This window comes from Clostridium gasigenes, from assembly GCF_900104115.1.
Lineage (GTDB): Bacteria > Bacillota > Clostridia > Clostridiales > Clostridiaceae > Clostridium > Clostridium gasigenes.
Genome location: NZ_FNJM01000006.1, coordinates 8,468 through 31,115, shown reverse-complemented (window position 1 = coordinate 31,115; position 22,648 = coordinate 8,468). Strand labels below are relative to the sequence as shown.

General features: G+C 28.0%; 15 protein-coding genes and 3 tRNA genes. 4 read left to right on the top strand and 14 right to left on the bottom strand.

Features of this window, described 5'->3' with window-relative positions; translation table 11 throughout:
* Positions 1-20: 20 nt before the first annotated feature.
* Positions 21-884, bottom strand: a complete 864-nt coding sequence (locus BLS77_RS11305; protein ID WP_175490838.1) for a GNAT family N-acetyltransferase — start codon at positions 882-884, stop codon at positions 21-23.
* Positions 885-1,025: 141 nt separating this feature from the next.
* Positions 1,026-2,756 carry a ferredoxin hydrogenase gene (locus tag BLS77_RS11300; protein WP_089969617.1) on the bottom strand — a complete coding sequence of 577 codons (1,731 nt, stop codon included), beginning with the start codon at positions 2,754-2,756 and terminating at the stop codon, positions 1,026-1,028.
* A gap of 338 nt (positions 2,757-3,094) precedes the next feature.
* Between BLS77_RS11300 and BLS77_RS11295 the strand changes: the two genes are divergently transcribed.
* Both BLS77_RS11295 and BLS77_RS11290 read left to right on the top strand, forming a co-directional pair.
* Positions 3,095-3,982 (top strand): phosphatidylserine decarboxylase, encoded by an 888-nt coding sequence (locus tag BLS77_RS11295; RefSeq protein ID WP_089969613.1) that lies wholly within the window; start codon positions 3,095-3,097, stop codon positions 3,980-3,982.
* 75 nt (positions 3,983-4,057) lie between these two features.
* A complete protein-coding gene (locus tag BLS77_RS11290; RefSeq protein ID WP_089969610.1) occupies positions 4,058-4,873 on the top strand; it encodes a MurR/RpiR family transcriptional regulator in 816 nt (271 codons plus the stop codon).
* A gap of 48 nt (positions 4,874-4,921) precedes the next feature.
* Here the strand turns inward: BLS77_RS11290 and BLS77_RS11285 are convergent, their stop codons facing one another.
* The 5 genes from BLS77_RS11285 to BLS77_RS11265 form a co-directional block, all read right to left on the bottom strand.
* Positions 4,922-6,286, bottom strand: a complete 1,365-nt coding sequence (locus tag BLS77_RS11285; RefSeq protein ID WP_089969605.1) for a 6-phospho-beta-glucosidase — start codon at positions 6,284-6,286, stop codon at positions 4,922-4,924.
* Positions 6,287-6,452: 166 nt separating this feature from the next.
* A complete protein-coding gene (locus tag BLS77_RS11280) occupies positions 6,453-7,634 on the bottom strand; it encodes a Card1-like endonuclease domain-containing protein (protein WP_207720435.1) in 1,182 nt (393 codons plus the stop codon).
* A 202-nt stretch (positions 7,635-7,836) separates the two neighbouring features.
* Positions 7,837-7,913: transfer RNA gene (locus BLS77_RS11275), tRNA-Arg, on the bottom strand.
* An 82-nt stretch (positions 7,914-7,995) separates the two neighbouring features.
* The gene (locus tag BLS77_RS11270; protein ID WP_242873972.1) at positions 7,996-8,904 is read right to left on the bottom strand and encodes a sensor histidine kinase; all 909 of its coding nucleotides are present in this window, start codon (positions 8,902-8,904) and stop codon (positions 7,996-7,998) included.
* Positions 8,905-9,100: 196 nt separating this feature from the next.
* Positions 9,101-9,859: a DUF1189 family protein gene (locus BLS77_RS11265; protein ID WP_167866973.1), complete on the bottom strand. Its 759-nt coding sequence runs from the start codon at positions 9,857-9,859 to the stop codon at positions 9,101-9,103.
* A 170-nt stretch (positions 9,860-10,029) separates the two neighbouring features.
* Here BLS77_RS11265 and BLS77_RS11260 point away from each other — a divergent pair, with 170 nt between their 5' ends.
* Positions 10,030-11,304 (top strand): L,D-transpeptidase, encoded by a 1,275-nt coding sequence (locus BLS77_RS11260; protein ID WP_089969597.1) that lies wholly within the window; start codon positions 10,030-10,032, stop codon positions 11,302-11,304.
* A 197-nt stretch (positions 11,305-11,501) separates the two neighbouring features.
* A complete protein-coding gene (locus BLS77_RS11255) occupies positions 11,502-12,863 on the top strand; it encodes a CCA tRNA nucleotidyltransferase (protein WP_089969594.1) in 1,362 nt (453 codons plus the stop codon).
* Positions 12,864-12,962: 99 nt separating this feature from the next.
* Here the strand turns inward: BLS77_RS11255 and BLS77_RS11250 are convergent, their stop codons facing one another.
* The 7 genes from BLS77_RS11250 to BLS77_RS11220 form a co-directional block, all read right to left on the bottom strand.
* The gene (locus BLS77_RS11250) at positions 12,963-13,319 is read right to left on the bottom strand and encodes a hypothetical protein (protein WP_089969591.1); all 357 of its coding nucleotides are present in this window, start codon (positions 13,317-13,319) and stop codon (positions 12,963-12,965) included.
* 20 nt (positions 13,320-13,339) lie between these two features.
* A complete protein-coding gene (gene addA, locus BLS77_RS11245) occupies positions 13,340-17,095 on the bottom strand; it encodes a helicase-exonuclease AddAB subunit AddA (protein ID WP_089969588.1) in 3,756 nt (1,251 codons plus the stop codon).
* A gap of 2 nt (positions 17,096-17,097) precedes the next feature.
* Positions 17,098-20,532 (bottom strand): helicase-exonuclease AddAB subunit AddB, encoded by a 3,435-nt coding sequence (gene addB / locus BLS77_RS11240; protein WP_089969586.1) that lies wholly within the window; start codon positions 20,530-20,532, stop codon positions 17,098-17,100.
* 71 nt (positions 20,533-20,603) lie between these two features.
* Positions 20,604-21,089, bottom strand: a complete 486-nt coding sequence (locus tag BLS77_RS11235; RefSeq protein WP_341423452.1) for a GNAT family N-acetyltransferase — start codon at positions 21,087-21,089, stop codon at positions 20,604-20,606.
* 267 nt (positions 21,090-21,356) lie between these two features.
* Positions 21,357-22,301, bottom strand: coding sequence for an ROK family protein (locus tag BLS77_RS11230; RefSeq protein ID WP_089969578.1), 945 nt, complete (start codon positions 22,299-22,301; stop codon positions 21,357-21,359).
* Between the two features lie 140 nt (positions 22,302-22,441).
* A tRNA-Ser gene (locus tag BLS77_RS11225) sits at positions 22,442-22,532 on the bottom strand.
* 24 nt (positions 22,533-22,556) lie between these two features.
* A tRNA-Ser gene (locus BLS77_RS11220) sits at positions 22,557-22,647 on the bottom strand.
* Position 22,648 lies beyond the last annotated feature (1 nt).

Below are 22,648 nucleotides of genomic sequence, written 5' to 3'. Positions count from 1 at the left end.
CTTATCTACTGAATTCAATTCTAAATACTTTTTCTATAATAACCAAATGTCATTTCAGCTTCAAATCCACATGATAAATATAGGTTATATGCTATTTCATTTTTACTATCAACTTCTATTATTATATCTTCAATATGGTCTTCTTCTAATTGTTTTAACAGTCCTCTAACCATAGCTTTTCCATTACCAACGCCTCTATATTCTTCAAGTATCCCAAGTCCAAATATGCTACATTCACCATCATCAATATTTGTAGAAACAACTCCTATTAATTCAGCATTTAATGAGGCTAAATACTGCTCTCTTGTTTCTGATTCAAAAGTTTTAACAACCATGGTTTTAGATTGCTGATAATCCTCATTAAATATCTTTTTATTTAGTTCTATAAGTTTATCTAAATCTTCTGTTTTACATTTATTTAATTCTAACCTGCTAATACATCCTACTTTTGCGTTATCACTTTCACAATTGTATCCTAAAAGATATTCTGAAAATTCATATTCAGCTTCTAATTTTTTAACTACCGCTATTCCATCTACAGATTGAGGTTCACATACAAATAATAAATCTTTTACTTCGTATTTTTTCACTTCAGCGATTACTTTATTAAGTAATTCTTTAAAACAACCTTTTTTTCTGTATTTAGGTAATGTGTATGCTGATACTTCTGCTTCTTTGCTCGTAGGTACAAATAGCGATATAAAACTAACTAGCTTATTATCTTTATAGAAAACAAATATATTATTCATATCAGAATTAAAATTAATGCTATTATCTAAAAAAACATCACCGTCTAATTCATCATGTTTTTTACAAACTGATTGAACTTTTTTTATTTGCTTTATTAAATCTTTATTCGCTCTGTTTGTTTGTTTAATTATCATATTATAGTCTCCATTCATTTGCTAAATATTTCATACTACATCTCTTAGCTCCTAATTTTATGTTATTGAATAATGTATTTCTTTTAATAAGGCATTGTAAAAAAACAAGTCAGTATTCTTATTCTCTATACTTCTTTGCAACTATTTATTGTACTTAATATGTAGTAATTCATGAGCTTTACCTAGTCCTGGTTCTCCCATATATGTTTCATACATTTTCTTCAAAGCTACATTATCATGAGCTTTTCTCTTTGATAAGTTCTTATCTTGATTATATAAAACAGACGCTCTTACAGTTCTTATATCTATTTTTTCTCTTTCATCTGCGCTTACATGAGGTTGTCCCCCACCATTTACACATCCTCCAGGACAAGCCATTACTTCTACTAAGTGATATTGCTTGTTTTTTATCATTCCACTATTAATAAATTCAAATAAGTTAGATGCACCATTAACAACTGCAACATTATAATTATGTCCTGCAATTTCTACTGTCGCCTCTTTTATTCCCTTTAACCCTCTTACCTCTTCATACTCTATATTTTCTAAGTGTTCCCCTTCTAAGAAATCCTTAGCGCTTCTAAGTGCGGCTTCCATAACTCCACCAGTAGCACCAAATATAGCTCCTGCTCCACTGTATTCACCCATAGCTAGGTCAACTTCACTATCTTCTAAGTTTGCAAAATCAATTTTTGCATCCTTAATCATTTTAGCTAGTTCTCTTGTAGTTATTACTGCATCTATATTTCTCAATTCATTGTTTTGCATTTCTTCTCTATCTGCTTCATACTTTTTAGCTGTGCAAGGCATTATAGTTACAGTATACACCCTAGCTGGATCAATATCTGAAATAGTTGGGTAATATGTTTTACTCGCAGCTCCAAATATTTGTTGGGGTGATTTTGCACTTGATAAATTAACTAATAGCTCCGGATAATAGTTTTCTACCTGTCTAACCCAAGCTGGACAACAGGATGTAAACATTGGGAATGGTCCATTCTCTTTAACTCTTTTAACTAATTCAGTAGCTTCTTCCATAATCGTCATATCAGCACCAAAGTTTATATCGAAAATTTTATCAAAACCAAGTTTTCTTAATGCTGTATACAATTTACCAGTTACATCTACTCCATATCCCATTTTAAATAGTTCACCCATTGCTGCTCTAACTGATGGTGCCATTGCAACTATTACATGTTTTTCTTGATTTGCTAATGCTTCTTTAACTCTATCTGTATGTGATTTTTCTGATAAAGCATCAACTGGACACGCAGCTACACATTGGCCACATAATAAACAGTTTGTATCATCAAAACATTTTAAAGCTTCCGGTCCTACTATTCTTTCTCCATCTACCTTTTGGAAAGTTATAGCGCGAGTTCCTGTTTTAGTTCTACATGCTGCCACACATCTTCCACAAGTTACGCATTTAGATCTATCTAAAACTATTGCTTTACTTCTGTCATCTACATATTTAGATTTATCTTCTACTATAAATGGTTTCGATGCTCTTGCTTTAGTTTTTATAACTAATTTTAAAAACTCACAGTTTTCTCTTCTTTTACATGGACCACATTTAAATTCATGTTTATCCAATAATAATGAAACAGTACTTTTAACTTCTTCTTGGACTCTAACACTTTTTGTATTTACTACCATTCCAGCTTTAGCTTTAATGCAACAAGCTCTTGCTAGTCTTTCTTGTCCTTCTATTTCAACAACACATACTCCACATTGACCTATGTTATTACAATCTTCTAAAAAACATAGTGCAGGAATATCTATTCCATTTTCTTTAGCTAATTTTAATATATTTTTTTCCTCATTAATTTCTATTTCTCTACCATCAATAATCATAATATTATTTTCCATTAAATACCTCCAAAATATATCACGTATCTTATAGTGATTCTAACCACTTATTTTTACAACTTTAATTATCCAAGTTTATCATACTTCCTTTTTCAAATCATTATCTTTTAATAATAATTATCAATTTTCACTTAACTTAGATACATATTTTATTGTAAATTAAATTTATAATTTTAACAATGTGAAAATATAGCAACTATATATTTAAAAACCAAAGTAAAATCATTTAAAAAAGAATTTTACATATAATTTATGTTAATATATATATTATGAAAGTTATCATTAGGCATCTAAAAAATTATTTTTAAGTATGTCTTAATTAAAAAAGAGGTATGATTATGATTAGAATTTATAATAGAAAAACTAATAATTATGAAATTGAGAATGTTGCTGGGGAAAATTATATAAATTGGTCTTATTCTTCTCCGATTGGAAAAGGTTTGTTAGAGCTTTTAATAAAGAAAAAGTTTTTTTCAAAGATATATGGAAGTTATTGCGATACTTCTTTAAGCAAGAAAAAAATAGGTCCTTTTATTAAGAATTTTAATATTGATATGGATATATCTAATGAAAACATTGATGATTTTAACTCATTTAATGATTTCTTTATTAGAACCTTACACAAAAATGCTAGACCTATAGATATGAATAAAAATATTTTATCTTCCCCTGGAGATGGCCGACTTTTTGCATTTACTAATATATCAACGGATAGCTTAGTTCAAGTTAAAGGAATTACTTATAGCCTGTCGGAATTAATTGGTGACAATAAAATTGCAAAAGAATATGAAGGTGGCGTTTGTCTAGTTTTAAGACTTTGTCCTACTGATTATCATAGATTCCATTTTGTAGATTCTGGAGTTCCTTTAGAAAATCACTTTATAAAAGGAAATTACTACTCAGTAAATCCAATAGCTCTAGAAAGAGTTGCTAAATTATATTGTCAAAACAAACGTGAATGGTGCTTGTTTAAATCTGATAATTTTAGTGACATTATTCATATAGAAGTAGGCGCTACTTGCGTTGGTACTATAAAACAAAGCTATACTACTAATGAAAGAGTTAATAAAGGTGATGAAAAAGGTTACTTTAAATTCGGTGGTTCAACAACGATATTATTCTTTAAAAAGAATACCATTGAAATTGATGAAGATATTCTCGATCAATCTGGTCTTGGATTTGAAACTCAAGTCTTTATGGGTGAAACCATAGGAAAGCAATTTTAAAATTACTTTAGCGAGACGAAATAATATAACCAATTTCTTAAAAACGCCTTATAACTATCTAAAGGGGGCCTTATATTGGGGGACTTAGTTTATAGATTACTATTATTCTTAAATAGTAGCAAAAATGAAGATATTAACTATACAATTGCAACTACTATGCTTCATAACATTAATCATATTTCAGATATGAATATAAATAAATTAGCAGATATTTGCTATACGTCCCCTGCTGCTATTAGTAGGTTTTGTCGTAAAATTGGTTATTCTAGCCTATCAGAATTTAAAAAAAGTGCTCTTATTAACAAAAATCTTTACTCTGTAGGGACTATGCAAGCTAAAGGTATGCACTTAAATATTTCACGTGAGAATATCTTAAATAACATGTCATCAGAAATAGATAAGGAGATTTTAGATTTAAAAAATTCTCTTGATTTAAAAATAGTTGATTTAGTTATAGACCTTATTTTTTCTACTCCAAATGTAAGCATATTTGGAACTCAATTTTCTCAATTAATGGCTCAAGAACTTCAACGTAAACTTGTTATGGTTGGAAAACTTATATCTCATGCAATTGATGTTCAAGAACAAGAAAAGCTTGCTGAATCATTAAAAGAGAACTCTCTAGCTATATTGATTTCTCCAACAGGAAGATTTACTTTATATCACGAGAAACTTTGGAATAATATTAAAAATAGTAAAGCTACTGTAGTAATAATTACTGAAGATAAAAACCTTGAAGGTATAAATATTGAATATAAAAAGCGTAGTAATTATATAATATATTTACCTAATAAAGAAGAGCCTAGCGTATATATCGATTCTCATAGATATGCTCTTACTTATCTTATCGAATATATTTATGTACGTTACGGAAGCCTCTATATGAATTAAAAATACCCCTACTGTAATTACAGTAGGGGTATTTTGAAGATGCCTTAATTAAAATTCTGCTCTTTGTACCTTTTCTATTTGATCTATTACATTTTTAAATTTAGGTAGGTACTTTTTATGTGCTACTAACATTTCATTTAACAATTCTCGGCCTCTAATATCATCTAAAACTAGGGGATTTGTAACCATTGCTAATAATGCAGTGTTATAATTTCCAGTGAAAGCAGCTTCTGCAGCTAACCTTTCGAATGATTTTATTTGAGATGTTAACCCTTGTGCAAATATAGGGAGTTCTGTAACAGTTTCTACTGGAACCGGTCCATTTTTTCCTATATAACAACTTATTTCAACTGCTGAGTTATCATCAAATTGCTTTAACTTTCCGTTGTTCTTAGTATTCACAGCTATTATTGTGTTTTTATCATTATATATACCGTTAATTACGTTACAAGCTACATCTGAATAATGTGCTCCACCACGTTTTGACAGTTCTTCTGGCTTAACTTTTAGGTTAACATCTTTGTAAAGTTCGAATAAACTTTTTTCAAGTTTCATTACAACTTCTGCACGAGTTTCACCTTTTTTAAATTCCTCTAATTCTGATTCCAACATATCTCTCTTTTTATAGTAATATCTATGGTACGGACAAGGAATTAATCCTGATGCTTTTATAAATGCAACATCCCACTCGAACCCCTTAATATTTGCCATAGTTTGAGTTTCGCTATCTGGTGATGTCATTTTTTCAATAACCTCTGCCGTAACATCTTTTCTATCTAAATAAATTCTTTCAGCATAAACCATGTGATTTAAACCAGCGAAATCAACTGTTACTCTATTATTTTCAACGCCTAATAGTTTAGCAAATGAGTACTCTAAACCAATTGGAACATTACATACACCTATTACTTTTTTATGATCGCTATATCTAAGTAATGCTTCTGTAACTATTCCTGCTGGATTAGTGAAGTTTATTAACCATGCTTCTGGGCATAACTCTTGAATATCCTTAGCTATATCTAATATTACCGGAACTGTTCTTAATGCTTTAAATAAACCACCAGCACCATTAGTTTCTTGACCTAAGAACCCATGACTTAATGGAATGCTCTCATCCTTTCCTCTTGCTGGTAATAAACCAACTCTTAATTGAGTTGTTACGAAATCTGCATCCTTTAAAGCTTCTCTTCTATCTAATGTTAAATGTATAGTCATTGGAACTCCAGCTTTTTCAACCATTCTTTTTGCAAGTGCTCCTACTATTTCTAATTTTTCTTTTCCATCTTCAATATCAACTAACCAGTATTCACTAACTGGAAGCTCATCATATCTTTTAATTAACCCTTCAACTAATTCCGGAGTGTAACTTGATCCTCCACCTATAGTAACTATTTTCAAACCATTCTTTCCCATCTCAAATCCCCCTATTAATTAAATTTTATAACAAGAACTTTTAGGCATCCCAAAATCTTTAGTTTGTTATTTATTTAGAGATCCTTTATTTCTATATTCTTATTATAAATCAATTAAATTAATAAGAATTTCAAATTTTGAAAATACGTATTTGTTGTATTACTAATCATTTAATAATTTCTTTTATTTTGCGTTTAAAGTCCTCTTCGTTGCCATCAAATATAACTATATTTATCCCCATTTCCTTTGCCCGCTCTTTTACAGCAACTTTAATTGGTTCTTTAGTTGATACTAAAATCTTATATGCCTTTTTTCCTCCAATTTTAGCACTATAAACATTTAACTCATTTAAAGCATTTTCATTATATTTATCACTATCTTTGCATGATATACATATTGGTATAGAATCCTTTACAGCAACTACATCAACTTCATTTCTAACACCTTTAATATCATCATTCCATAAGAATATAACTCCATTTTTAACTTGATCTACTTCTTGTATTTCTTTAACTAAAATATTTGTTGCAAGCTCTAGCCATGTTCCACTTTTAAATAAGAAAGCTTTAAGATAATTATTTAAAAATAACACCTCTATTTTACTATTGTTAATATTCAAACAATCTATTTCTCCCATTTCAATTAGCTTTTTCATAATTTTATTTAATAGATTTTTTTCTTCATTTTGTAAGTTTTCCATATTTACAACTATTTTTTTAGAATCTTTATACTCATGAGAGAATATGTTTGCATCGTATAATTTTTGTTTATATTTATGCCACAAAGGTAAATTACTATATATTTGTTTTGTTAAATATATTAAATCTTTCTTTTGGCATAAATCTGTAGAATCCTCTATAATAGAACCTCCCGAAGCTTCTATTATATCTACTATTTCTAAGTCTCCAAATTGTTCTTTTAATATTTCTATTTTATTATCCATAGTATATAAATGCTTACTCTTAATATCTACATATATAGATTTAACATAATTTTCATTACATAATTCTAAAAGAATTAATGAATTAATTCTTTTACCTCCAGTTAAATTAACCAAAACATTTTTATCTTTATTATCTATAATCAGTTTTGTTAACTCTTTTATATCACCCTCTTTTACTATAATTTCACTAAAAATTACATTAGACATATAATTTTCATAATAAGTCTTTATAGCCTTTATATCCTTATCTTCATCAGTTGCTCTTAAAAATATAACTTCTTTTGCCTGAAACTTTTTAGTTGCTAATATGTTTCCTTCATTATGTTCATCTAATTGATTTATTAAAATATCGACTTTTATAAAAATCCCTCCCTTAAATTTATATTTATATTTATATTTCCCCATAATTTTATATTTTTATTAATTAACATAAAAAAAGCCTCTTTCGAGACTTTTAATTTAAATGTATATTTTACTTAAAAATAAGTAAATTCAAAAAATAGTAACTTATTAACTTAATTTATTATTTTTTTTGAAAGTATCTAATATTTATAAATGCTAAAAAAGGTAATAAAAAAAAGACATTACTATAAGTAAGGCCTTTAAATGGTGCGGCGGAGAGGATTCGAACCTCCGACCAACTAGTTCGTAGCCAGCTACTCTATCCAACTGAGCTACCACCGCATATTTCAACAATTTTCATATTATCATAAAGAAATACATAAATCAAGTACTGAGTTATTATTCAGTACTAACTATTGTTATTTTATAAATATATATCAGAAAATTCTATCTCTAGCATTTCGATTTTACTACTTTGACTTTGACTAATTATTTCTTTTTCATTAGTCTTGGTAATTGGTAATGTAACTATAAATTCTGATCCAACACCACATTCACTATTTAATATAACCGACCCACCATGAGCTTTAGTTAAGTAATTTACTAAATCTAATCCTATTCCCGAACCAGCCTGTTCACTATCTTTTCGTTTAGTCACTTGATAAAACCTATTAAATATCTTCGCTTTATCATCCTCAGATATTCCTGGGCCTTCATCTTTAACTGATATTTTAACTTCTTCACTATTAATAAGTAAATTTATATATATATTTTTATCTTTGCATGAAAATTTAATAGCATTAGAAATTAAATTCATTATTATTCTATCTATAACTTCTGGATCTACAGCCATTATACAGTCTTCTTTATTTGTATCAAATATTAAATGTATGTTTTTTTGTATAGCATATTTATCTATACAGTTTATAGTGCCTTCTATCATAGATACTATATCTATATTAGTTTTATTTAATTCATAATAATTATTTTGAAATTTAGTTGTATCTATCAAATTATTTATTAATTTAAGCATTTTCAAACTATTTCTTTTTATCATCTTTAGGTATTCTCTAGCCTTTTCATCTGCAACCTTAGCATTTCCACAATCAATACACTGCATAACACTTAGAATTATGCTTAGATGAGCTCTTAAATCATGAGTTATATTTAGTAAAAATTCTTCTTGTGATAAATTCTTTTCTTTTAAAGTTTCTATTGTATTATTTAATTCACTATAACTAAATGTTTTTTGGGCATATCTATGATCATTACTGCATTTACCCATATTTAAATAATCACTATAATTATCTTTATTAAAAATTTCTTCTATCATAACGCAAAATCCTTTCAATTCCTTTTAATACTTATTATTCCATAATTTGATTTTAACATATTTAATTTTTATAAACAATATGTTTTTTGTAATTTAGCTTAAATCTTTAATTATAAACAGGTATTTTATAATATTTTTTTTTAAAATACCTATTTATTGTTTATAGTTACCCCTATAGATAATCTCATAAACCCATTTATGCTTCTTTGCTTATATTACTTATAACCATTACTACATATATTCCAGATATTATAATTGTTAAACTTCCAATAGGCATTATTAATTTAACTATCATTGGTAATGTTAATGAATATAAAGATATTATAAATATCTCTTTATATTTTAGTTTTGAACCATTCATTTTATTAGACATTATTCCTGCTAATGATATTAATAATCCATTAAATAATGCTACTAGATAAGTTATTAGAATCATACATATAACTGTTACATATTTAATAGGCTTAGCCTTATTTAAAACATTAATCGCTACTTCATTATTAATATTATTATCTAATAATGGAGTATCTGAATATTTAATTTTGTATTCAGTCCCATTAAGTCTAGCTACAATTCCATCTTTTAAAAATACAGATGACATATCTTTATGAATAGTAATACTTCTAAAGCTTTCTGAATCAGCCAATGTTTTATTACTATCTATAATTACTACACTTGGCCCTTCCTCTTGTTTATAAGGCGAGTCTTTGAAATCTAATATTCCATCATTCACTTCAAATTTAAAATCTTCTTGCTCTAATAATACTTTAGTACTTTTTTCTAGTGTTGTTAACATACTAAATTGCGATACACCTAAAATAAAGCCTACTATTATACTTAACATAAGTATATATACCATAGATTTATTTAAGCCTTCTTTTAAAAATAATGAATACTGTTTAACTTTAAATATACTTATTTTCAATCTTGATAAAAAGTTTAATTTTTCTTCCATTACAACCTCCATGTTAATATTTATCCTTGATTTTTAATATTGCACTCTATTTTATCATACCTATATTTATTAATAAACATTTGTAATTTTTATTAATTTAACTTTTTAAGATTAAACTTTGTAATTTGGGTTAATAATTATATATATACATTTTATTTAAGGAGGTCTATATGAATAGTACTATAAATAATAAACAAAAAAATAATTTTACTTTATTTAGATTTTTCTTGCTTTGCATAATATTTATAACACTTGGGTTTGGAGTTAATACTTACTCAAGCTATACATATAACAATAATATGAACGAATTCTATTCTACTTTTAATAAATATGATTTTGATAAAGCTCTTAATATAATAGATACTACTAACAATTCAAATATCTTAAAAAAGAAGCAACTTAAGGCTGATTTAAACTCTTATTTTACAGGTATTGTAGGTATGATTATTGAATCTATTGCTTCCGGTGATATGCCCGAATCAGATGCAATTTCTATATTATCTGAAATAAAAAAATATGATATTTTAAATTCGTCTTTAGATAGCCTACTTGCTTCTTTAGATTCTAATTATAAGTATAATCCAACCTCAAAACCTAATAGTAATAATACTAATACTAATATAGATAATAATGATACTAATTCTTCTATTACTGAAAGTGATAATTTAACACTCGGTATAGAAGCTTTTGAAAATAAAGATTACTCTACTGCGATATCTTATTTTAATAAGATATCAAAAAGCTCCTCAAGTGATTTTAATAAAGCTAAAGATTATATACTAAATTGCAAAAAAAATTATAAAACTCATCTATTAGCCGAAGCTGAAGAGCTCATAGCTAATAAATATTATACTGATGCAATCGCATTTTTATCTTCATACGATACCTCTATTTTAAGTTCTGAAGATAAAGATATATCAAATAAAATTAATTCTGTTGAGATGTTTAGAGATGAATATACGGATCATATTCAAGCTTATCCTAATGATGCTTCTACTTATGCTTCGAGTGCTATATTGCAGACTATAAACATTAATAACGTAAATAACTTGAACATAGAAAGTAAAACACCTTATTTCATTTATTTAAGCTTATCTGATCAAACAACTTATATTTATGAAGGTTCCTTAAACAATTGGAAATTGGATAAATCATTTTCATCTTCAACAGGTATACCTGGAGAAGAAACTCCAAAAGGTATTTTTTCAGTAAGCGGTAGAGACTCCTGGTTTTTCTCAAATGAATTTCAGCAAGGCGGAAAATATTGGGTTAGATTTATGGGTGACTATCTCTTCCATTCAGTTCCTTTTGACGAAAAACAAACTAAAATTGTTGATGAAACTTTAGGTACAGCCGCATCTCATGGATGTGTAAGGCTAAAAGTAGAAGATTCAAAATGGATTTATGATAATATTGATGATGGAACAAAAGTAATAATTAATTAGATATTTATTATTTAGTAGTCTTTTAAAAATAGTATTACTTATATCGGAACTCATAAATATTATTTAAAATTCCTCTTACATTTTTTCATGATTTTTTTACTAATTTCTTTAAAATATATTTTTAATTTATGTTATTATTGTTTTACATATATAAATTAAAAATATTTGTAATTAAATTTTTCAAGTGAGGATTTTTTATGGAACTATTTATTCCGCAAGACGTTAAAAATATAATAGACAAATTTTATAAAAATGAACATAGAGCATTCTTGGTAGGTGGATGTGTTAGAGATAGTATATTACAAACTATACCTAACGACTATGATATAACAACTTCTGCTCTGCCAGATGAAACTATTAATCTGTTTGAAAAAACTATTCCTACAGGCTTACAACACGGTACTGTAACTGTACTTATTAATAAAGAACCCTATGAAGTAACAACTTTTAGAACTGACGGCGATTATAAAGACAATAGACGCCCGGATTCCGTTTTATTTGTTAGCGATATAGTAGAAGATTTATCTAGAAGAGATTTTACTATTAACGCTTTAGCTTATAACCACTATGATGGTTTAATTGATTGCTTTAATGGTTTAAAAGACATTGAATCTAAAATAATAAAGTGTGTTGGTAATCCAGATAAACGATTTAATGAAGATGCTCTTAGAATGCTACGAGCCATAAGATTTAGTTGTCAGTTGGATTTTATAATAGAATCTGAAACCTATGAATCTATAAAAAGAAATTATAAACTAGTTGAAAATATAAGTTCTGAGCGTGTACGAGATGAATTATGTAAAATTCTAATATCCCAAAATTCAACTAAAGGATTAGAACTTCTTAAGGCTACAAGAATTCTAGAAATTATATTACCTGATATTAATAACCTAGTTGAATATACCCCTAAATGTAATAACCATAATAGAGATGTATTTAAACACACCCTTAAAGTCATTGATAACACATATTCTAATTTAATTTTACGATTATCAGCTTTATTTCATGATGTTGGTAAAATTAATACAATGACATTCTTAGAAAATGGCCATTGTTATTTCCCAAAGCACAGCATAGAAAGTGCTATCATGACAAAATCAATATTAACTAAATTAGCTTTTGATAATATTACTATTAATAGAGTTTGTTCTATTATCTATGAGCATCTTGTGCTTAATGTTTCTTATATGCCTACAGATGGTGAAATTAAAAGACTTATTAATAAAGTAGGTTCTGAAAACATAAGTTTACTTTATGATCTTCAAAGAGCCGATATAAATGCATTGTGGGACCCTGTTCCATTCTTAAAGAAAGTTGATTTTATGAATGAAAGAACTCAAGTTATTTTAGCTAATAAAGAACCTCTTATTATTAAAGATTTAAATATAACAGGTACTTTTTTAATGTCTGAACTTAATTTGAAACCTAGTAAACTAATAGGTGAACTTCTTAATTTTTTATTAGAAAAAGTTTTAGATAATAGTAGTTTAAATACTAAATCTACACTTTTACAATTAACTAAGGATTATCTAAATCATCTATCCAAAATAACTAGTTAATTATTTGTAGATGACTTAATACATATTCAAAAAATAATAAACTAAGCTAAAAGGCTAAATCTAATTAAAACCTAGATTTAGCCTTTTTACTATTTATTTTTAAGCCACTAATAAATAAGTTATTGTCACTAATACAGTTTGAAGATGGAAAGTTCCTTTACTATCATCTTTCTTCTTACTTAATATAGTGAATCCCAAAATTATTTGAATTATTAAATATATAATCCATATTATTTTACTACCTTGAGATATGTTAAATGACCCTCTAGCAAATATTATTCCTAGCATTCCAACTTCAACTAGAACCTCTAATATTAAAATAAATAACGATACTTTTCCTTTCCATCCAGTAATTTTTTTCTTATCTATTACTTTATTATCTATTACCTTTTTATTGTTTTTAGTTTTATTCTTTTTATTATTTTTGCTTTTGTTCTTAGTATTATTCTTTGCCATAAAATTGATCCCCCTTAACGTTATTTCATACTAATTTCTTTATCTAAATAAAATAAATATAAATAGCTTTCCTTAACATTCTTACCTGTAATTTTTTCTATAGCTTCTTTATAATATCTCATTTGTAATTTATATCGTTCTTTCATTTCCTCTTCATTACCCTCTTCTACATAATCAGTCTTATAATCTAAAAGTACTATTCCATCATCTTCTTCAAAGAAACAATCTATTATCCCTTGAAGTCTTACCATTTCATTTTCATAGATTTCTTTTGGTAAACTCTTATCAACTTCAGTACTACATACTTCTGTAAAGAAAGGTAATTCTCTCTGAACCATATAGTTATTATTATACGCATATAACATTCTTTTTCCAAGGGAGCTCTTAAAGAACAATTGAATTTTTATAGGTCTTACAACTTTTATTTCTTCTTCAGTTAGTAAATCAGCATTTTTTAGTTCTTCTAACTGTTCTCTTATTTCATCTACTGTCTTTATTTTATTAAAATCAATTTTCTGCATTACAAAGTGAATTACAGTTCCTCTTTCAGCTGCTGATAATCCCTTTTCTTCTCTCATAAATCTTGGTTTTATTATTTCCTTGTCACCATATATTTTTACAATTTGAAACTCTTTTTCTTCTTCTTCATAAGCAGCTCTCTTTAAATCTGATACAGAAATATTACTTGGAAGTTTTCCGCTGGCTGAATATTTATAGTTATACCCAAGCCGTCTCTCTATTTCTTTATCCACAACTTGAATTTTTTTATTTATCAACAGATTTTTTTCTTCAATATTGTCCACAGATTCGTTTTTTTCATCCCCAATTAAATCACTTTTGGTCCAAAAAGACACTTCCCATGTGGATAAATCATTTGTAACTAGATTTAATGACGCTCCAACGTAATCTCTTAACTTATCCCCATCTCTATGTTTACATAAAGCCATACCAATCCAATCTAAATAGCTTTTTCCTTTTAGTACTTCTGAAGGTAAAATTATTTCATCATCTAATGCAGCTGAAGAAGTCCATGAACTTAAAGTTTTTTCTAAATTTCTTGTTGCTCCAGTAATAATTAATTTTTCCTTAGCTCTTGTAAAGGCAACATATAATATTCTCATTTCTTCTGAAAGTGTTTCAAGTCTTATTCTTTTCTTTATAGATTCCTTTGGCAAAGTACTATATGAATTTCTCTTTTCTAAATCTACATATTCAGGTCCAAACCCTAATTCATCATGATATAAAATTGAATTATTTAAATCCATAAGATTAAACTGTTTTCCAACACCAGAAGTAAATACTACTGGAAATTCAAGTCCCTTACTTTTATGAATACTCATAATTCTAACTACGTCTTCATTTTCACCTAATATTTTAGCACTACCCATATCTCCTGAAGATTTTCTTAGCTTATTTATAAAGTTTATAAAATTAAATAGACCTTTAAAGCTTGTTTGCTCATATTGTTTTGCTCTTTGAAAAAGTATTTTTAAATTTGCTTGTCTAATCTTTCCGTTTGGCATTGCTCCAACATATCCATAATAAGCAGTATCCATATATAAATACCAAATAAATTCATCTATTGGAGTATAAATAGCTTTCTTTCTCCACTTATTTAAGCTTTCAATAACATAATCGCATTTTTTCTTCAATTCTTCGGAAACTTCATATTCATTTATATATATTTTTTTTATAATTTCATAGAAATAGTCTTCCTTGTTTAAAAGTCTAATATCCGCTAACTCTTCCGCTGAAAATCCCATAATAGGTGATCTTAAAACCGAAATTACAGGTACATCTTGCATTGGATTGTCTATAATCTTCAAAATAGCCATAATTGTTCTAATCTCAATTGATTCAAAATATCCAGCTCCTGTATCTGCATATACAGGTATCCCTCTACATCCTAATTCATCTAAGAAAACTTCTGACCAACCTTTAGTCGCTCTTAAAAGAATAACTATATCCTTATATTTTAGAGACCTATACTCTCCGGTTCCCTTATCTATTACTTTGTATGTCTTTCCATCCTTAGGATTAAAAAGTTCATTAATTCTTTTAGCAACAATTCTAGCTTCTAAAGTCATTGCATCTAAGTTTTCTTCTTCATCTGAACTGCTATCGCCCTCTGATTCAAGATCACCCTTACTATCATCATTATATAATCCCGATTTATCTAATATATGAAGCTCAATTGGACCTGCTGATAGTGTTTCATTATCTTCAACATCTTTATAACTAGCTCCTAAGTTTAGAGCTTCTTCATCCGTATATTCTAACTCCCCAACTATATTGGACATAACTTTTTTAAATATAAAGTTAACTCCACTAATTACTTCATCTCTACTTCTAAAATTTTTATATAATTGAACCTTCCTTGTTAACCCGCCTTCTTCTAATGGATACTCATTATACTTTTGCATAAACAGTTCAGGTTTTGCCTGTCTAAATCTATATATACTTTGTTTAACATCTCCAACCATAAATAAATTAGGGTTATCTGAAGTTTTTCTAGATACAAGTTCTATAATTGTTTCTTGCACATTGTTTGAATCTTGATATTCATCCACTAAAACTTCATCAAAGTATTCCTTAAATCCTTCTGCTACTTTTGATGGTTTTATGTTACCATCTTCATCTTTACTTATAAGTATTTTCAGACATAAATGCTCCAAATCATTAAAATCTAATATGTTCTTTTCTTTCTTTTTCTCTGCAAACCTTGTTGCAAATTCCAAAGTTACTTCTCCAAGCATTCTCATATAAGGGTATGCATTTTTAATACCTTGAAGAGATTCCTCTGGAGTCATAGAAAAACTATCTTCTATTAGCTTCCCTATTTTTTTCTTCACACCATCTCTAATATTCTTTACAATACTTTGAGCATTTTCATCTGAAACTTTGTTTTTTCTAACTACTTTTAGTTTTATGAACTCTACTGTAGAAAGACTTTCAAAAAGTTCTTCTATCCCACCATCTAATGAAGCATATACTCTTTCTAAATATCCAATATCACTACTAAAAGCTTCTAAGTATGGTTCTAATCCATCAGTTTCATTTATTATATTTAAGGCTTTTCTAAGCATACTTAAATATCCACGAATTTCAACTTCTAAACTTTCTTTTAAAACCTTTATCCACTCTGTAGCATTTAACTGAGCTAATGTATCTATATTAAACTCCTCAGCCTTATCACTTAACCATTTTTCTGGCCAAGGGCCACTCATAGAAAATCTATATAAATTTAATACAATTTCTTTTAATTTTTCATCATCACGCGAACCACTATATGACTCAACTAGCTTCTTAAAACCTTCATTATCCTCTTCATAGTAATCTTCAAAAACCTCATTTATTATTTCACTCTTAAGCAATATATTTTCGGTTTCATCAGATATTCTAAAACTTGGGTCCAAATCTATAGTATGAAAATTATTTTTTATAACGTCTAAGCAAAATGAGTGCATAGTAGTAATATTTGATCTACTTAAAAGAGTTAGCTGCCTTTGAAGTGTTTTAGAGTTTGGGGATTTCTCTAAAGCCTTAGATATTGCAGTTGCAATTCTTTCTCTCATTTCTGAGGCTGCCGCACTTGTAAATGTAACAACTAAAAGTCTATCAATATCAACTGGTGCTTCTTCATTACTTATTATCCTTATTATTCTTTCAACTAATACTGCTGTTTTTCCAGAACCTGCAGCTGCTGCTACCAATAGATTACATCCTCTAGTTGATATAGCTTGAAGTTGCTCATTTGTCCATTTAGTATCCCCCATTATTATTCCTCCTCTACCTTCTTAATTTTATCTTTCATTTCACTCCATAAAGTATCGTTATCTTTCTTTAATATAACTTTATATTTATTATCCTTAATTCCTGTATCAAACTGACATACTGATGAATAATCACAATAAGTGCAATAAGTAGTTTTTTGTGATTTACACGGTTCTATTTTTATCTCTCCACTTAGCATCTCTTCGCATATCTCAACCATTTTTTCATTAACATAATTTCTTAATATATCAAATTGTTCTTCTGTAATAACAGAACTATTACTTGAGAAATCTCCATCCTTTTTTAAAGTTGCAGGTATAACTAAAGAATAAGTTTCCATATCATTATCCATTGCCCTAACTAATTTAGCATCCTTAAGTAATAATCCATTCATTTTTAATTTTTCTAAAACTTGCTTTTCAACTTCTTCTTCTCCTAGTTCTTTTTTAGATTTTATTATAGGATCATCAATTCTAAAATATAATATAGCGCCAGGAATTGCTTGCGTATTCAAAAGATGCTGTGAATTTTTAATTAAAGCATCTAAATATACCAACAGTTGAATTTGCAACCCATAATAAAGCTCATTTAAATCAAATTTCTTAGCTCCCGATTTATAATCAACTATTTTTAGATATGTGTTTCCATCCATATCTAATGTATCTATCCTATCTATTCTTCCTACTAAATAAACTGTTTCCTTTGATGGTAATTCTATTTTTATAGGGTCTTCATCTTTAAAGCTTCCAAAAGCAAATTCATTTTTAAATACTTCAAATTCTCCACGCTTCATTTGCTCTGCAATAACCATTACCGATTTTGTTATTGTTCTTTTAAATCTATCTGCGAAATACATATATCTCTTATTACTATTTAATATAGAATTAGAGTCTTCTAATAATTTCTTTTCTATTAACTCTCCAACCATACTTTTGCATCTTTCTTTATTTAAATCAGACCAATCTATTTTTTCATCTTTTACTCTATTAGTAAAAGAATCTAATACTTCATGCATGAACGATCCTAAATCCGGAGCATTAAATTCATAAAGCTTTCTGTCTTTAGCTTTTAATCCATACTGAATATAATATGCAAATGGGCATTGTGCATACTTTTCTATTCTAGAAACCCCAAACATTAACTTTCCATTATCCGTTGCATATAATTTCTTTATTTTTGATTTTGGCATCTTTTCTGTTAAATTTGTATATGTTAATCCCTTAAACATTCTCTTTGACTTTTCTTTAAAATCTTCATTATTTTCAAACCACTTAAATGTTTGCGCCCAATACTCTTCAACCTCTTCCTTTTCAAATTCCATTCTTAAAGCTCCTATAAGCTCATTAAAAGTAGGAATTGGAGCTGTAATTTTATTAAACTTATCAGTCTTACTTTGTTTATTATATATTTCACTTTCTTCTTCCATGTTAGGTAATATCTTTTTAAGTCTTGGTATAACAATAGATGCTCTTAAAGATTTACCTTCAAAATCTGCCATAGGATAACTAACCATTAAATAAACCGATGGTATAGTTAATGCGGTATAAACCATAAACTGTTCCTCGAAGGCTCTACTCTTTGTATCACTAGCTAATTCAACACCTATTTCTCTTAGAAGATTTCTTTCTCTATCTGATATTATACCTTCTTCTTTGTTTGCAGAAGGCAATACACCATCGTTTACCCCTACTATATATAATCCCTTAACATCTCTACCTTTAATTCTTGCTATATCACCAATATTAACCTGATCTAAAGCCATAGGAATAACTCCTATTTCTTGTTCTTCAAAACCAGAAACTAATATTTTAGAAAAAGTTTTAATATCAACTATTTCTTCTCCCATTACATCAACAGCTTGATCTAATATTTCCATAACTATAGCTGGAACTTGGTTATATTCTTTTATTTTATCTTGAAGCCCAATTTCATTAAATTCATCAAGCCAAACTTCCATAGTATCAAATACTTTTAATCTAACTAAAAACTCATATAAACCTGTAGCTAATTGTTTTAATGTCTTCTTACCACTTAATTTCTTATTTAACTCAATTAAAGGCAATCTAACTTCTTCCATAATTTCAGCTATTAATATATCTTTTTCAGTTGTTTCCTCTTTACTCTTATATAATAATTCTCCTGTCCATTTATAACCCTTTATTCCATTCGCTAATACATGGTTTTCCAAAATATCAATATACTCAGTCTTAATTCCTATAAGTCCACTTTTAAGATACTTAAACACACTTTCATATGACCAATTACTTATTAATATTTCCAGAGTAGAAATTATAAGTATAATTAATGGATTACTTAACACTTCTCTTTTTTTATCTATAAAATAAGGAATATTATATTCATTAAATATTACTGATGTAATTTTTTCATAACTGTCTACATCTCTGCACACTATAGCGATGTCTTTATATCTATAACCCTCATCTCTAACCAACCTTAATATGTCCTTAGCTACATTTTCTACTTCCTCATAGCTATTATTCGCCTTATATAATCTTATATCCTTATTTTCACCCTTATACTCTCTAAATGGGTAAGTGAAAAAATGACTTTCTATATGCTGCAATTCTTTACTATCTTTAAATCTATATGAATGTCCCTTATTTAAATCTATAGGTTCCATATACCCTATATTATTATCTTGCATCATTCTTAAAACCTTATTCTCGGTGTTCTTTATAGCATCAAATATATCAGTTTCATCCCCCTGTACACCTTCACTTAAATTATCCGAGCATAAAGTTATATTAATTGTCTTACTAGTTTTAGCAAGTCTTTTTATTACTTCTAACTGTTGTGGAGTAAATGTGGTAAATTCATCTATCCATATTTCAGCATTTTCATATATAGAACAATTTATTAATTTTTCTGCTAAAATAATAAGTTCATCCTCTGAATCTATATATTTCTTATGAAGAGTCTCATTAAATTCATTAAATATTAAAGTTAAATCCTTTAATTTCTTTTTTAATTCCTCATCTTCTATATCACCATTCTTTATTTCCAGCATTTCCGAGGAAATATTATATTTTTTAAATTCAGTTATAGTTTTGGATACTATTCCTGTGAATCCCTGTTGTTTTGCCATTCTATTAAAATACTCTAACTCTTCACCCTTATCCTTAAGAAGTTTATAAATAAGCATATTCTTACCTGAATCATTCATTCTTGTAAGTGTCCGCCCTCCACATTCATTAAATACTCTACTAGCCATTCTCTTAAAGCTAAGTACTTCTGCTCTTAATAAACCACTTTCTCCAACAACTTCTAATAATTTTTTTTCAGTATGAAAAGTATACTGCTCTGGAACTAGCAATATTAATTTATTATTCTTATCATTTTCTAACTTTTTCTTAATTTGGTTTAAGCAAAATTGGCTTTTACCACTTCCTGCTCTTCCAAAAACAAACCTTATAGACATACTAAACCTCCTCTTTATTACTTTTCTTATATATTAAAATCATTCCCTTATTTAAGGTTTAAATTCCATTTTTAATAATCCCATAATAATCCCATAATAATTGTATCTATATACTTACCTTCTAAGTAATATTTACTACGTTTTACACCTTCTTGTATAAATCCACATTTCTTATAACAATTAATAGCATTACTATTTTGACTCACAACTTCTAATTCGATTTTATGAGCATTTTTTTTATTAAATAAATATTTAATAACCGTTTTTATAGCATCTTCACCATATGCTTGTCCCCAATATTTTTCACCTATAGTTATCCCTATGGTATAAACATCTATAGTATGGCTATTCTGCTTAAAGTATATATAACCTACTACTTCTATTTCATTATTAATTATTGCTAATGCCTTTTTATTAGGATTATTGAAATGTGTAAAACTTTCAATAATATAATGTCTACTAGGTACAAAGCCTTGGCCACCGTTATATCTCATTACATTTTTAGATGTACATAAATCATATAATATATTAATATCTGCTTTTACTATCTCTCTCAAATATACCTTTTTCCCATAAAGCATATCTACACCTTCTTTAATTCTTAAATTTATATATATATATTATAATTTTTCAACTATTGCTAAATATATATATATTTAAATAATACTCTTTTTCAATATAAATTACTAATTTGTTTATAATATTTATATATAAAAAAATAGGTGGCTTATTTAAGTATTAGCCACCTATTTTTTCTATTCTATTAAGCACTTTCTAAAAAATAATAGACCAATTTACTAGCCTATTATTTTTTTTCAGAGCCCTTATTTAGTTTCTAATATTGCTAATGCTGCTGCTCCAAGCATTCCTGCTTTTCCATCTAACATAGCTTTTTCTATTCTGCAATGGCTTGATATACTTCTCAAGCATCTATTTTCAACTTCTTGTTTTATTGTTTCTAAAACAATGTCTCCACCATTAACTACTCCGCCACCTATTACTATCATATCAGGATCAAAAGTATTAGCAATGTTCGCTACTGTAATTCCTAAATAAGATAAAGCATTAGTTAATATTTCATTAGCCACTCTATCTCCCTTTTCAGCTTCTGCAAACACTTCTTTTGCAGTAACCTCACTATAGTCTTTTAATGATGTTACAGCATTACTGTTTACAGCTTCATTGGCTCTTCTCATTATAGCTGTTCCTGAGCCTAAGCTTTCACCACAGCCATCATTACCACAACCACATCTTGGACCACCCTTCATAACAGTCATATGTCCAATTTCTAAAGCATTTCCTGTACTTCCTCTAAATAGTTTTCCATTAATTATAGCACCGCCACCAATTCCTGTACTAGCAGTAACGAAAACCATATTTTCAGTACCTTTTCCTGCACCAAACATAAATTCTCCTAATGTAGCTACATTTGCATCATTATCTAAATAAGTAGGTACATTATATTTTTCCTTTATTGGCTTCACTATATTAAAGTTCTTAAATGGTAGATTAGGCGTGTACACTATTAATCCGTTTTCTACGTCTAATGGACCTGGTGAACCTATTCCTATAGCTGCAACTTCATTTATATCAACATTATTTAAAACAGTATCTATTGTATTTAAAATCTTATTTAAAACTGCTACTTCTCCTTGATCCGCTTCAGTTTTAATTACTATTTCATTCTTTACATTACCTTCTAAGTCAACTAATGCAGTATAAATTTTAGTTCCCCCTAAATCTACACCAACAACATATTTCTTTTCCATTTTGTCCCCTCCAGATAAATAATTTTATTTTTTCACTTTATTCAAATGTATTTTTAGTATACCATTGTATATAAATGTTTACAACGAATTTGATTTGTATTTTATAACAAAAAAAACATCTAACTTTCGTTAAATGTTTTTGGCGGAGAAGCGGGGATTTGAACCCCGGCGCCAGTTACCCAACCTACGCCCTTAGCAGGGGCGCCTCTTTAGCCACTTGAGTACTTCTCCATAATATATCTGGACATAAAAAAATGGAGGAAGAAGTGGGATTCGAACCCACGGTACGCTTTCACGCACGTCGGTTTTCAAGACCGGTGCCTTAAACCAACTCGACCATTCTTCCT

Bases quoted from the DNA above. Each gene is read 5' to 3' on its own strand.
- BLS77_RS11305 (WP_175490838.1), bottom strand. From the start codon at position 884: ATGATAATTAAACAAACAAACAGAGCGAATAAAGATTTAATAAAGCAA.
- BLS77_RS11300 (WP_089969617.1), bottom strand. From the start codon at position 2,756: ATGGAAAATAATATTATGATTATTGATGGTAGAGAAATAGAAATTAAT.
- BLS77_RS11295 (WP_089969613.1), top strand. From the start codon at position 3,095: ATGATTAGAATTTATAATAGAAAAACTAATAATTATGAAATTGAGAAT.
- BLS77_RS11285 (WP_089969605.1), bottom strand. From the start codon at position 6,286: ATGGGAAAGAATGGTTTGAAAATAGTTACTATAGGTGGAGGATCAAGT.
- BLS77_RS11280 (WP_207720435.1), bottom strand. From the start codon at position 7,634: ATGGGGAAATATAAATATAAATATAAATTTAAGGGAGGGATTTTTATA.
- BLS77_RS11270 (WP_242873972.1), bottom strand. From the start codon at position 8,904: ATGATAGAAGAAATTTTTAATAAAGATAATTATAGTGATTATTTAAAT.
- BLS77_RS11265 (WP_167866973.1), bottom strand. From the start codon at position 9,859: ATGGAAGAAAAATTAAACTTTTTATCAAGATTGAAAATAAGTATATTT.
- BLS77_RS11260 (WP_089969597.1), top strand. From the start codon at position 10,030: ATGAATAGTACTATAAATAATAAACAAAAAAATAATTTTACTTTATTT.
- BLS77_RS11255 (WP_089969594.1), top strand. From the start codon at position 11,502: ATGGAACTATTTATTCCGCAAGACGTTAAAAATATAATAGACAAATTT.
- BLS77_RS11250 (WP_089969591.1), bottom strand. From the start codon at position 13,319: ATGGCAAAGAATAATACTAAGAACAAAAGCAAAAATAATAAAAAGAAT.
- addA (WP_089969588.1), bottom strand. From the start codon at position 17,095: ATGGGGGATACTAAATGGACAAATGAGCAACTTCAAGCTATATCAACT.
- addB (WP_089969586.1), bottom strand. From the start codon at position 20,532: ATGTCTATAAGGTTTGTTTTTGGAAGAGCAGGAAGTGGTAAAAGCCAA.
- BLS77_RS11230 (WP_089969578.1), bottom strand. From the start codon at position 22,301: ATGGAAAAGAAATATGTTGTTGGTGTAGATTTAGGGGGAACTAAAATT.